Origin of the sequence: Streptomyces colonosanans (genome assembly GCF_001866645.1) — a bacterium.
Taxonomy (GTDB): Bacteria; Actinomycetota; Actinomycetes; order Streptomycetales; family Streptomycetaceae; genus Streptomyces; species Streptomyces colonosanans.
On record NZ_MLYP01000002.1, the window covers coordinates 163,065 to 175,664 of the forward strand.

Consider the following 12,600-nt stretch of genomic DNA (forward strand, 5'->3'; position numbering starts at 1 on the left):
CCCACCGGGGTGCGTACGGCCCCGGCGATCCAAGGCCCGCGCCACACTCGTCCACTTTGCCTTTTCTTTACAACCTGTTCGGTCGCTGCCTCGTCTCTCCGCTCGATCCGTCCCTCAGCCCGCCGTACCGGGCGGACCGACGAAAGAGAGCGATTCCATGCGCCGCACCGTCCTCAGTTCCCTGGCACTCGCGTGCACCGCCGTACTGGCGGGCACCGTGCCCGCGTTCGCCGACGCGAGCCCGACCGCCGAACCCGTCCCGGCCACCTCCTCCCCGGCTCACACCGCCACTCCCAGTGCGGCGCCGACCGCCGAGGCCTCGGCTCCCAGTGCCGTGCCGCCCCGGCCGACGCCTTCCGTCAGCTCGGTTCCGAGCGCCGAGCCGAGCCGGCCGCCGGCCGGGGGCCAGGTTTCCGTCGTCCCGAAGGGCGCGCCCGACACCGGAGTGACGGCGGCGTCCTCGGGATCCGGGAACCAGGGCGCACTGATCGGCGGCGGCGCTGCCGCGGTGCTCGCCGCGGGCGGCGCGACGGTCTTCGTCGTACGCCGTCGGCGGGCGACCGGGGCATGACCCCGCTCTCCAGGCGCACCTTCGCGACCGCGGCCCTGGCCGCGGTGCTGGTGGGTTGCGGCGGCCCTCAGGCCCACCAGTCCGCGGCCGCGGGCTCCGGCAGTACGCCACCGCCCTCGTCGACCTCCGCGAACGCGGCGCATGCCCTGAGGCGTTCGACGCCGGTCAGGCTACGGATCCCGGCCATCGGCGTCGACACCCCGGTCATACGGCTGGGACTGGCGCCGGACGGCAGTGTGCAGGTGCCCCCGATCACGGCACACGACCGGGCGGGCTGGTACGGGCACTCGCCGACCCCGGGTCAGGTCGGTCCGTCGGTCATCCTCGGCCATGTCACGGTCGGCTCCTACGGGGACGGGGTCTTCCGTCACCTCGCGCAGCTGCACCAAGGTGACCGGATCACGGCGCGCCTGGAGAACGGCACAAAGGCCGCCTTCACCGTCAGCGCCGTACGGACGGTCGCCAAGGCGGACTTCCCGGCGGACGACGTCTACGGGGACGTGGACCGTCCGGAGCTGCGGCTCATCACCTGCGCCGGCCCCCGTACCGGCGACGGCTACCGCGACAACGTGATCGTCTTTGCCACGCTCAGCTCCACCAGCCCTTGACATGACGTCACCGATCCCGGGCAGGCGGAACGTACGCCGTCGGCCCGGGGTCCTTCCCCACGAGTGCCCTCACGACCATGGAGAGCGTTGAAACGGTCCCGCGACAAGGCAGCGTCCGAGTTGTTCGCCGCCCTCTACCCGCGCCTGGCCGGCTGGTGCCGCCGTCTCGTCGACGACGACGAGACGGCCCACGAGGTCGCCTCGGAGGCCTTCACCCGGCTCTGGGCCCGCTGGACGTCCGTGGAGGAACCCCGCGGCTTCCTCTACGTCACCGCGGCCAACCTCGTCCGGGACCACTGGCGCAAGCTGGAGCGCGAGCGCAATGCCCTGCGCCGCGTCACCTCGGAAGCCGCCGTCCGCCCCCACACCGAACAGGCCGACCCGTCGGTACGCATGCTCGTGCAGTCGCTGCCGGAACGACTGCGTGTCCCGATCCTGCTTCACTACTACGCTGACATGCCGATCCGGGAGGTGTCCGCGCTGACCGGGCGCAAGGAAGGAACCGTCAAGGCCGACCTCCACGCGGCCCGAGAACTGCTCCGCGTCCACCTGAGGAGAAGCCTTGAGCACACGCTTTGACGACGACCCGGAGTTCGCAGCCGACGACCCGCTCGTGGTGCTCCTGCAGCCCTCCACCGACTACCTCGGCCCGCCCCCCGGCCGCTATGAGGCGATCCGCCGCACCGCGGCCCGCCGCCGGCTGCTGCGCGCCTCGGTCGGGGTGGGCGTGTCCTGCGCCGTTGCCGTTCTCATCGCGCTGCCGCTGCGTCTGGCGGCACCCGGGACGCCCGCGTCCCCGGCGGTCCCCGCCGCACCGCCGCCCACGAGCCGTACTGCGGAGCCCACCAGCCCATCGGCGTCACCCGCGCCCGTCACCTCCCATCCCCCCACGAAGCCCCGGCCCCACGAGTCCGGCACCCCGGACGGCCCGCCCGAACCCACCCGCGAACCGTCCGGAACACCGAGCCCGGCGCGGAGCGCGCCGTCGGTGCAGGAGAGCAAGGCCGTTCCCAGCCCATCGGTCCCCACCCTGCCGTAACCCGCGCAGAGTGGCGCCTCCTCGCGCGCGACGGCTCAACGTTCTCCCGCCAGCGGGCGTTCGCCCGGTGCGGCGCCCCGCACCGGGACTTCCTCGGCCCCGCGCTGCCGGTACCGGGCCGGCACGGACAGTGTGAGCGTCACCGCGAGCGAGGCCGCCGCCATCACCGTCATCGCCGCTCCCGGATCGGCGAGTTGGGCGATCCCGCCCGCCAGCGCCGCGCTCACGCCCTGCATCGTGAGCATGCCCGCGGAGTGCAGGCCGAGGGCGTGGCCGCTGAGTTCCTCCGGGGTCAGCCGCATCAACTGCTCTTGCTGGATCAGGCTCGAGCCGAAGCCCACCGAGGCCAGTGCCACGCAGGCCGCCGCCGCGGGCACGGCGGGTTGCAGGGCGAACAGCAGGTACGGGGCCGCCAGGAGCAGCAGGAACGGAATGCCCAGGCGGCGGCGCAGGGCGGGCGGCAGCAGGCGGCCCGTGGTGACGTCCCCGACGAACATGCCGAACGCCGCGCTGGCGAACAGCGCACCGGCGCGGTCGGGGGCGTAGGAGACGTACAGCGACTCGCAGCCGACGACCAGGCCGTTGGGGATCCAGAGCAGAAGGTACGTCGTCCGGCGCTGCGGGGACGACCACAGCAGCGCGTTGGTGCGCCAGGTCTGTGCGATCGACGGGCGGCCGGAGGTACGGGGAGCGCGGCGGGTCAGGCCGAAACGGAGGCCGATCGCCGCCGCGAGGTACAGGGCCGCCGCCACGACGAGGGTGGTGCGCGGTGACAGCAGCGCCACCAGCACGCCACCCGTCCCGTACCCGGCGATCTGCATGATCCCGCTCATCATGTTGAAGACCGAACGGCCCAGCAGATAGCCGTCCTTGGACAGGATCTCGTTCAGCAGACCCCAGCGGACCCCGCCGCCGAGCGACTGGATCAGGCCGAGGAGGAGGAGCAGCGCGAAGAGCCACGCGATCGGCAGGCCCGGCGCCGCCATCAGCGCCGTACCGGCCGCGAACGCGCACGCGATGCCCGTCATCGTCGCGCGCGGCGGCAGCCTGTCCGCCGCCGACAGCAGCGTCGTCGCACCCACGACCTGCGCCAGTTGCAGACCGAACATGCTGATGGCCGACAGCAGGGGCGAGTCGGTGGCCCGGTACACCAGCGTGCCGAGCGCCAGGCCGCCGAGCGTCATCGCGGCCGTCTGCAGGGAGGTGGACAGGAAGAACGGCGTGAACTCCCGGGTGCGGAACAGGTCGGAGTAGCTGCGCATGCGGGGAGTCTGGGCAGACGGCGAGCGCGATCGTTAGTGTTTCGCGTACACGCGAAACATGGAGGGGCGGCGCCATGGGGCTCTGGTACGTCAACGCCGACACCCTCGCCGGGAGCCGGTTCCTGCTCTCGCCGCTCGCCGAGGTGTTCGCGAGCCTGAAGCTGCTGCACAGGGGAACCGCCTCCCACCCCGGGGAGCGCGCCTGGCTGGACGCCCATCTGCCCGCCTACCGCGGGCGGCTGGCCGGTGATCCCGTGACCGCGCTGCTGGTGCGATGCGGGCTCGGGCCGGCGTGGATCGCGGACTTCCTCACCCCCACTCCGAGGGACGGGGAGAGCTTCGAGGAGGGTGTGGCCCGGGTCCGGGCGGCCTCCCCCGCCAAGGCCCGCGGCAACGTCGCCGTCGCCCTGCGCGGGCCGCTTCCCGCCCTACTGGACCGCGACGACCTGCCCGAGCGTGCCGCCGATCTGTTCACCTGGGTTTGGGCCGAGACCGTACAGCCGTACTGGGACCGGCGGCGGCGCATCCTGGAGGCCGATGTGATCGCGCGAACCACCCAGTTGAGCCAGGGCGGCTGGGCTGCCGCGATGGACGCGCTGCGACCTGGCCGTACGCGCTGGCTCGGCGGCAACCGGCTCCAGGTCAACCTCCACGAGTACCCGCCGCGCGAGATCTCCGGTGCGGAGCTGTTCTTCGTCCCCGTCACCCCGCAGACCGGCTGGGTGTCCTGGGAGGAGCCAGACCGGTACGCCCTCGTGTACCCCTGTGCGGGCGTGCTGGCACAGGGTTCGCGCAGGGCGGTACCGGAGAGCCTCGGCGCGCTGCTCGGTCCCGCCCGGGCCGGGGTCCTCGTCCTCCTCGACTCCCCCATGAGCACGAGCCAGTTGATCGCGGTGACCGGGCAGGGGCTCGGCTCGGTCGGGCGTCACCTCAGGGTGCTGCGGGAGGCGCGGCTGGTGGAGCGGCGGCGGGTGGGGCGCTCGGTGCTGTACTCCCGCACGGCCGCGGGCGAGGTGCTCGTCACCGCGCAGCGGGGCTGACGGGCCCGCCACGCGGCGCTGTCGGCGTCCCGCTTCACAAGGGGCCGCGACGAGGGGAGCGTCCCTCGTCAGCGCAGCTCCTGCGGGCATGGCGTCCCCCACGGCAACTGGTACGGCGCGCCCACGCGGTAGGTGCCCGGACGCGGGGCCAGCAGTTCCGTCCACTTGTCGCCCGAGGAGTCCTCGGGAGCCTCGATCAGGCAGCCGTTGAGGTTGTCGTAACTCTTCGGCGTGCCCTCCAGCCGGTGCTTGGACTCCTCCGTCTCCTGCGGCGGCTTGACACCCTTGCCCTTCTCGTCGACCAGGCCCAGCCAGGGCGAGTACGGGATGCGGATGAGGACGCGGCCCGCCTTCTTCACCTGGATCGTCAGCTCGCTCTGCTCCGCCCGTTCGACCACCGCCGGCGGATCCGCCATGGGGGTGGGGTCGGTCATCGCGAACAGCTGCCAGTTCTCGTCGCCCCAGATCTGCTTCAGGTACGGCATGCCCCGCTGGACGAGTTCGCGTTCGCGCTCGCCGCCGCCGCTCCCGTCCGGATCCCCCTTCGGCAGCACCACGTAGTGCACGGACCAGCGCTGCAGCCACGCGTGGTAGTTCGCGGAGTTGAGCGTGTCGTCGTAGAAGAGCGGGTTGCGTTTCATGTCGGCCTGCCGGTTCCAGCCGCGGGCCAGGTTCACGTACGGGGCCAGCGCCGACGCCTCCCGGTGCGAGCGCGCCGGAACCACCTCCACCCGGCCCTTCTCCGCGCCCACCACCTGGAGCTGGTTCACCAGCGGCGCGAGTTCGCGCGCCCAGGACGCCGCCGGGGTCGTGTGGACGATGTCGTTGACCGTCTTGATGCCGATCCAGACGAAGAAGCCGACGGAGGCGACGACGAGGGCGTACCACTTCCGGCTGCGCGGCACCGTGAACGGCAGTGCCGCAATGAGTGCCGCGCCGGCGAACACCATCGCGAGCCGGGTGATGTTCGAGCCGATCTGGGAGCTGATCACCCAGACCAGGAGCACGGCGAGCGCGTACACCGCCGATGTGATCCGTACCGTCTTCCACTCCGTGGGGACCAGGAAGAAGACGAAGACCGCGTAGACGACCGGCAGGGTCGTCGACTCCACGTTCATCGGCTGCGTTCCGGAGAACGGGAACAGCCAGGCCGACAGCGCGACCACCACGGACGGCGCGAGGCCCAGCGCCCACGCGCCCGGCCTGCGCTTCTGCAGGAACAGCGCCACCGCGACCAGGCCGACGAACAGGCCCGCCACCGGCGAGGACATCGTGGCGAGCGCGGCCAGCGGCGCGGCGCACAGCGCCTTCGCCCAGCGCTTGTGGCGCCAGCGGTGCGGCCAGCAGAAGACGCATGCCGTCGCGCCCAGCGCGAACGCCATGCCCAGGCCGAAGGTCACCCGCCCGGAGAGGGCGTTGCACACCAACCCGAACACCCCGGCCAGGGCCGGCCCCCACGGCTCGCGGACCGAACGGCTGCGGATGAGGATGAGCGTCAGCAGCCCGGCCGAGACCGTCCCGGCGATCATCATGGTCGTACGGACGCCGAGCACCGACATCAGATACGGCGACACCACGCTGTACGACACCGGGTGCATGCCCCCGTACCAGGCGAGGTTGTACGCCGAGTCCGGGTGCCGTCCCACGAACTCCGCCCACGCGTCCTGCGCGGCGAGGTCGCCGCCGCTGTTCGCGAAGGTGAAGAACCAGACGAGGTGCAGCACCCCGGCGAGGCCCGTGATCGTAAGGACGGGGTGCCGGCGGGCCAGGTCCGCGCAGCGGGAGGACCGCAGTCGGGTGAGCAGTGCTCGCAGGCGAGGCTCATCGGTCGACGTGCCCTGTGGTATTCGCGGGGCCGGTGCCCCGTCCGGACGACGGCCGGGTTCGGCGTCGTCGGCGTGTGTCGGCTCCGCTGTGGCCACCTGAAGGCACTCCCGTGGTTCTTGTAGTTGCCGTGGCGCCGGCCCGCCACCGGAAGCCGCCGTCCAGCCATCTTGCCCCATTCGGGACGCTAGCACGCAGGGTGGACGCCACCATCTCGCAGGCTTCCCGAGGAGGTGGCGCAGACAGGCCGGCCGCCGCTCCTCGAGGAGCGGCGGCCGGCCCGCGATTCGAGTCAGCCCGGACAGGTCAGCCCAGACGGGTCAGCTTGTCCGTCCAGCGGGGTTCGACCAGGTCTTTCTGGAGAGCGACCGGGATCTTCACCGCGCCGTCGGCGCCGCCGTCGCCGACGGTGAGGGTGCCCACCTGGGTGCCGGCCTTCGCGGTGTGCGGCACCTCGCCGGAGGTGAAGGACAGCTTCACGGTCAGCCCGGCCCAGCCGACCGCGGTGACGTCCTTGGTGACGACGACCGGCGTGTGACCGCCGAGATGGTCGTCGACGTACCCGACGACGTCACCCTTCTTGAGGATCTTCGCCGAGGTCGGCACGTCCTTGGCGGCGAGCAGCGCGGTCTTGCTGACCGCGTTGACCGTTTCGAGGATATTCGGTTTGTACTGGCCGAGGATCGCGCCGACGATGGTTACCGTCCGGCCGCCGACCTGCTTGTGGGCGGCGAAGAGCAGGTTGCCTCCCGCCGCGGTGGTGGAGCCGGTCTTGAGGCCGATCGCGCCGATTTTGAAGGGCAACTCGTTGTAATTGGTCCAGTACTTCCCGGACGGATCCGTCCAGCTCGCCACGCTGGTGATGGCCACCATGGCCGGGATCCTCATGGCCGCGGTGCCGAGCTTCACCTGGTCCTCGGCCGTGGAGACGGTGGTCTTGGTCAGGCCGGACGGGTCGGTGTACGTCGTGTTGGTCATGCCAAGTTCCTTGGCGGTGTCGTTCATCTTCTTGACGAACGCCTCCTCGGAACCGGCATCCCAACGGGCGAGCAGGCGCGCGATGTTGTTCGCAGAAGGGATCATGACCGCGGACAGGGCCTGCTTCTCGGTGAGGAACTGGCCGGCATGGACGGTGTTGAGCGTGGACTCGTCACCGCTCTCGTCGTAGCTGCCCTCCTTCGCCGCCGTCGCGTCGATCTTGATCTTGGGGCCTTCCTGCCCCGGCTTCAGCGGGTGGTCCCTGAGGATGATGTACGCCGTCATGGTCTTGGCGACCGAGGCGATGGGCACCGGCTTCTGCTCGCCGAAGTGGTCCATCGTGCCGACGCCGTCGACGTCCATCCAGCCCTGGCCCTCGCCCGGCCAGGGCAGCTTCACCTTGTCGCCGTCGAAGGAGTAGGTGTCCTTGGCGGTGAGGGTGAGCGTCGGTGCCGGCAGCGGACGTACGACCTGCACGATCGCGATGATGACCGCCACCAGCAGCACGAGCGGCGTCCAGATCTTGACCCGCCGCGCTATGGAGCGCACCGGGGTCTCCGGCGGCGGCGGGGTGTTGGTCAGCTCGGCGAGCAGGTCCATCGGCGGCTTCGGCGGAAGCGGCTGCTGGGTGGTGCGCTCGGGTCCGACCTGGGGCAGCGCGGTGGTCGCCTCGGCGGGACCGGCGGCAGGCTTCGGCTTCGCCGGGGCCGACTCGTCCAGCGACTTCAGTGCGACGAATTTGCTGGTGCGTTCGGTGTCAAAGGGCCCTGCGTCGCTCCCGGAGGCCGACTTCGCGGCGGGCGCGGGCTTGTCGGAGGCGGAGGCGTCCGGCTTGTCGGCGGTGCCGGCAGCGGGCGACTTGGCCGCCCACGAAGGACCGGGCTTGCGCGCGGACTTGTCGGCGGTTTCGTCGGACGGCTTGGGCTCGCGAAGCTTGAGCACGGTCGTGGGCTGATCCACGGCCGGCTGCCGAACCTTGAAGACGGCGGTGGGCTTGTCGACAGAGGCCTTGGAGTCCGTCGGACCGTCCTCGACTCCGGTCTCGTCCTTGGGGTCGTCCTTGGGGTCGTCCTCGGCCTCGGTCTCGTCCTTGGGGCCGCCCTCGGCTTCGCTGTCGGCCTTGGGGTCGCCCTCAGATTCCGTGCCAGCCTTGGAGTCGCCCTCAGCTTCCGTACCAGCCTTGGGAGTTCCCTCGGCTCCAGCCTCAGCCTTGGAGTCGCCCTCGACCTCCGTCTCGACCTTGGGGTCGCCCTCGGCTTCGGTCTCGGCCTTGGGGTCGCCCTCGGACTCGGGCCCGGCCTTGGAGTCGCCCTCAGCTTCCGTCCCAGCCTTGGGAGTTCCCTCGGCTCCAGCCTCAGCCTTGGAGTCGCCCTCGACCTCCGTCTCGACCTTGGGGTCGCCCTCGGCTTCGGTCTCGTCCTTGGGGTCGCCCTCGGACTCGGGCCCGGCCTTGGAGTCGCCCTCAGCTTCCGTCCCAGCCTTGGAAGTTCCCTCGGCTCCAGCCTCAGCCTTGGAGTCGCCCTCGACCTCCGTCTCGACCTTGGGGCCGCCCTCGGCTTCGCTGTCGGCCTTGGGGTCGCCCTCGGACTCGGGCCCGGCCTTGGAGTCGCCCTCAGCTTCCGTCCCAGCCTTGGAAGTTCCCTCGGCTCCGGCCTCAGCCTTGGGGTCGCCCTCGGCTTCGATCGCGCTCTCGGGGGCCTCCTCGGACTCGGGAGCATCCTCGGCCTTGGGCGCGTCCTCGGCATCGGCTGCGGAGTCCACGGGCTCCGCGCCATCGGCCTCCTCGCCCTTCGCGGATCCCTCCGCGCCGTCGGCCTCCTCGGAGCCCTTCTCCGCAGGCTTCTCCGCAGCCGTCACCGACGATGCGCCGGCGGTCTGCTTTGACGCCTCACCCGCAGCCTCCCCGGAAGCCGCGTCCCGCGCGTCACCGTCCGACGCCGCACCGGAACTCTCGTACGCCGCACCCGACTTGGACGACGTGGCGTCCCCGCCCTCGGCGGCGGACCCGGTCTCGTTCTCCTCCGCGCTGCGCACCCAGGAAGCCAGCGAAGCCCGCAGCGCGGTGTCGTCCCCGGCACCCTTCCCGGACTTCGCGGCACCCCCGGACGGCGGATCGGCCTCGTCCGCGGCCGAACCGGCGAAGTCACGCAGCGCCCGCGTGGAGAACACCGCCGTCGGCTGGTCGACCCCCGCCTTCTCCCCGGTCATCGTGAGCCGGGGATCACGGGCAGCCCCGGCCGGTTCCGGAACCGGTGCCCCGCTCCCCGTCGTCGTTTCCGCCGACGACCCCTGCTGCTTCGACCTGTCGGGGGACTCGCCCGCCACCGATGCCTCCTCGTTGCGCCACGAACCCAGTCGCGCGTCTTGCCGAACCATGAACCGCCGCCCGGACACAGCTGTCCGAACCATGTACCAGTGTCCTGTGTGAGTGATTGACCCATGCGCTAGACGAGAACGACATACCTACTGGTTCCACTACATTCCGGTCACGCACTCTCGACAGACCAATGTGAGAGGGGTCACCCTGTCATTCATCCACGCGGGGAGGCATGGATGGGCAGGAGCCGCAGAACAATTCCGGAGGAGCTTCTGCTGCTGGCACTGGACCCGGCCACGGGTACCACTGCACAGCCGCAGTCGCTCGACCTCGGTCTGGCCGGAGCACAGCTCGTGGAGCTGGCGCTGGCCGGACGGATAGCCCCAGACGGGGATCGTATCGCCGTGGTGGTGCCACGGCCGACTGGAGATCCAACTCTGGACAGCGCGTTGGAGTTGCTGCGCAGGCGCGGCGCTCCCGTACGGGCCGTCCACTGGATCGGCGGGCCGCGTCTCGGGCTTCGCCAGACCTATCTCTCGCACCTCGAACGGTGCGGCATGGTCCAGGCCGTACCCGGCCAGATGTGCGGGGTGCTGCCGACGACTCGCTACCAGGCGACGGAGACGGCCATCAGCCGGGAGATCAGGGCCCGGCTGGACACCGCGATCCGCACCGGTGTTCCGCCGGACGCGCGGACCGCGGCGCTCGCCGCGCTGGCCCACGCCGTCGGCCTGGGCAAGCACCTGTATCCGGGGAACGAGGGGCGCTCGTCCCGCTCCCGGCTGCGGGACCTGATCAGGCACGACCCCATGGGCGGCCTCGTGGCACACGCCGTGATGGACGTCCAGAACGGCGCGGCAGCACAGTCGCGCCGCGGCCCGGCCCCGTCCCGCCGCCAGGCCGCCGGAGCCAAATCCGCAGCGGAACCCGCCCACAGTGTTCCGATGCAGCCGCACCACGGGGCCATGGCGCGCGTCGTGGCGCACTGAGCCGCAGTCCCACGGCCCGGCAGAACCACCTGCTGAACCGGCACAGCCGACGCAGCGGGTACGCACGGCCCGCACCGCACACCCCGTCCCGAAACCCGGCCTGTGAGCCGCCGGCCGCGCGGGGCGACGAGACCGTACGTCGGGACGACGACACGGCCTCACCGCCCCGCGCGGCCGCATGACGGCGCCGCGGCAGAACCTCCGTCCCACGACGGACACTTCGTACGCGGAAGTCAGAGTCATACGGCATTCCGTGGCTCCATGGAGTCAACTTCGGCCCAAATGCCGCCCAATTGGCGTGCAGGCAGGGCATATCCGCTGTTTCCCAGCGGTAGAAAGCACCTTGGTGGCAATCTGCTCAACAGCAGATAGGCAAAGCAGAGGCACATAGCCGGAGGTGCACGTCCGTGGCGTCGAATGTCAATCCCACCGTCCGACGACGCAGGCTGGGCCAGGAACTGCGCCGGCTCCGTGAACTCAAGGGAATGACGGCCGAAGAGGTCGCCGAACGACTGCTGGTCTCCCAGTCGAAGATCAGCCGCCTGGAGAACGGCCGCCGCAGCATCAGTCAGCGCGACGTCCGCGACCTGTGCGGTGTGTACGAGGTCGAGGACCAGCGTGTCGTGGAGTCCCTCATGCAAATGGCACGGGACTCGCGCCAGCAGGGCTGGTGGCACGCCTTCGGGGACATCCCCTACAGCGTCTACATCGGCCTGGAGACCGACGCGGAGTCGCTGCGGGTGTACGAACCCCAGATCGTCACCGGCCTGTTGCAGACCCGCGCCTACGCAGAAGCCCTCATCCAGGGCGCACTGCCCGAGACGTCGCCGGCCGACATCGAAAAACGCGTCGAGGTGCGGATGCGGCGCCAGGAACGCATCGCCGCCGAGAACAACCCGCTCCGTCTGTGGGTGGTGCTGGACGAGGCCGCGCTACGCCGGGTCGTGGGCGACAACCTGGTGATGCGGGAACAGTTGGAGCACCTTGCGGAGATGTCCCGGCTTCCTCATGTCACCGTGCAGGTGCTGCCGTTCGACGTGGGTGCGCATCCCGGGCTCAATGGCCAGTACGCGGTCCTGGAGTTCGCCGACGCCGCCGACTCGAGCGTGGTCTACCTCGAAGGCGTCACCAGCGATCTCTATCTGGAAAAGCCGCACGACGTACAGAAATACTCCGTGATGTACGAACATCTGCGGGCCCAGGCGCTGAACGTGGACCGGTCCCGTCAACTCATCGCCGACGCGGCAAAAAAGTACGCAGAGTATGCACGCTGACCCTCCCGCACGGAGAAGCGCCGGACCCTACACCAATTAAACCTTTACGCGGAAGACTTGACCGGAATATGCCATCCGGTTGGGTGAACGGCCGCTCCGGGCAGAGATGTTGCCGAGTAGCTTCCCTAACGCCATCAGCAAACACGTTGGCGCGCATCGCATCGCGGACATATGCCGTGACTGCGAGGCGATGACAGCAACTCAGCAACTCAGCAACTCGCTACGGAGTGAACATGCCAGTTCTTCAGGGGTCCACGGCCACGTGGACCAAGTCGTCGTACTCGGCCGGCAACGGCGCCTGCGTCGAGGTCAAGTCTCCGCTCCCGTCGGCACTGAAGGTCCGGGACTCGAAGATCACCGAGGGCCCGATCCTGACCTTCCCCGCGGACTCCTGGAACGCGTTCGTGGCGGCTGTGGGCCGGGGGACGTTCGCCCTCGACTGACGCGTCGATGACGTCGTCCACAACACAACCGCACAGGCATTACCGACAGAGCCCTCTCGACTGGCCCGCCGTCCCGGCCGAGGGGGCCCTCGCCTGTCCGGGCCCGGTTCACCTTCTAGTGCCGCGGCAGGCAACGTTTGCCCGTTCAGGAGCGGCGTTCGGTGCGTTCCCCCACGCTCGGCTTCGCTCGCGCGGGCGGTGCCCCCACCGGCGTGCCGGCCGGAAGCCCTCGTACTGGACGTACTTGGGCTTTCG

The 12,600-nt window shown here is 70.5% G+C and carries 11 protein-coding genes; 8 read left to right on the top strand and 3 right to left on the bottom strand.

Annotated elements, in window-relative coordinates:
* The first annotated feature begins 157 nt into the window (after positions 1-157).
* The 4 genes from BIV24_RS00860 to BIV24_RS34100 all read left to right on the top strand — a co-directional run bounded on the left by BIV24_RS00860 (position 158) and on the right by BIV24_RS34100 (position 2,218).
* Complete coding sequence (locus BIV24_RS00860) at positions 158-571, top strand: Tat pathway signal sequence domain protein (protein WP_071364123.1); 414 nt, start codon at positions 158-160, stop codon at positions 569-571.
* Positions 568-1,179: a class F sortase gene (locus BIV24_RS00865; protein ID WP_071364124.1), complete on the top strand. Its 612-nt coding sequence runs from the start codon at positions 568-570 to the stop codon at positions 1,177-1,179. The genes BIV24_RS00860 and BIV24_RS00865 overlap by 4 nt, the downstream gene beginning before the upstream one ends.
* A gap of 87 nt (positions 1,180-1,266) precedes the next feature.
* Entirely contained in the window at positions 1,267-1,758 is a 492-nt protein-coding gene (locus BIV24_RS00870; RefSeq protein ID WP_071364125.1) for an RNA polymerase sigma factor, read from the top strand.
* Positions 1,742-2,218, top strand: coding sequence for a hypothetical protein (locus BIV24_RS34100; RefSeq protein ID WP_071364126.1), 477 nt, complete (start codon positions 1,742-1,744; stop codon positions 2,216-2,218). The genes BIV24_RS00870 and BIV24_RS34100 overlap by 17 nt, the downstream gene beginning before the upstream one ends.
* Positions 2,219-2,253: 35 nt before the next feature.
* Here the strand turns inward: BIV24_RS34100 and BIV24_RS00880 are convergent, their stop codons facing one another.
* Positions 2,254-3,480, bottom strand: coding sequence for an MFS transporter (locus BIV24_RS00880; protein WP_071364127.1), 1,227 nt, complete (start codon positions 3,478-3,480; stop codon positions 2,254-2,256).
* 74 nt (positions 3,481-3,554) lie between these two features.
* Between BIV24_RS00880 and BIV24_RS00885 the strand changes: the two genes are divergently transcribed.
* Entirely contained in the window at positions 3,555-4,520 is a 966-nt protein-coding gene (locus tag BIV24_RS00885; protein ID WP_071364128.1) for an ArsR/SmtB family transcription factor, read from the top strand.
* 68 nt (positions 4,521-4,588) lie between these two features.
* On the opposite strand, the gene BIV24_RS00890 is transcribed toward BIV24_RS00885, so the two are convergent.
* Positions 4,589-6,442 carry a hypothetical protein gene (locus BIV24_RS00890; RefSeq protein WP_071364129.1) on the bottom strand — a complete coding sequence of 618 codons (1,854 nt, stop codon included), beginning with the start codon at positions 6,440-6,442 and terminating at the stop codon, positions 4,589-4,591.
* A gap of 208 nt (positions 6,443-6,650) precedes the next feature.
* The gene (locus BIV24_RS00895) at positions 6,651-9,647 is read right to left on the bottom strand and encodes a hypothetical protein (protein WP_071364130.1); all 2,997 of its coding nucleotides are present in this window, start codon (positions 9,645-9,647) and stop codon (positions 6,651-6,653) included.
* Between the two features lie 228 nt (positions 9,648-9,875).
* On the opposite strand from BIV24_RS00895, the gene BIV24_RS00900 reads away from it, so the two are divergent.
* The 3 genes from BIV24_RS00900 to BIV24_RS00910 all read left to right on the top strand — a co-directional run bounded on the left by BIV24_RS00900 (position 9,876) and on the right by BIV24_RS00910 (position 12,345).
* Positions 9,876-10,628 (top strand): GOLPH3/VPS74 family protein, encoded by a 753-nt coding sequence (locus BIV24_RS00900; RefSeq protein WP_071364131.1) that lies wholly within the window; start codon positions 9,876-9,878, stop codon positions 10,626-10,628.
* A gap of 407 nt (positions 10,629-11,035) precedes the next feature.
* Positions 11,036-11,902 carry a helix-turn-helix domain-containing protein gene (locus BIV24_RS00905; protein WP_071364132.1) on the top strand — a complete coding sequence of 289 codons (867 nt, stop codon included), beginning with the start codon at positions 11,036-11,038 and terminating at the stop codon, positions 11,900-11,902.
* A gap of 233 nt (positions 11,903-12,135) precedes the next feature.
* The gene (locus BIV24_RS00910) at positions 12,136-12,345 is read left to right on the top strand and encodes a DUF397 domain-containing protein (protein WP_071364156.1); all 210 of its coding nucleotides are present in this window, start codon (positions 12,136-12,138) and stop codon (positions 12,343-12,345) included.
* Positions 12,346-12,600 lie beyond the last annotated feature (255 nt).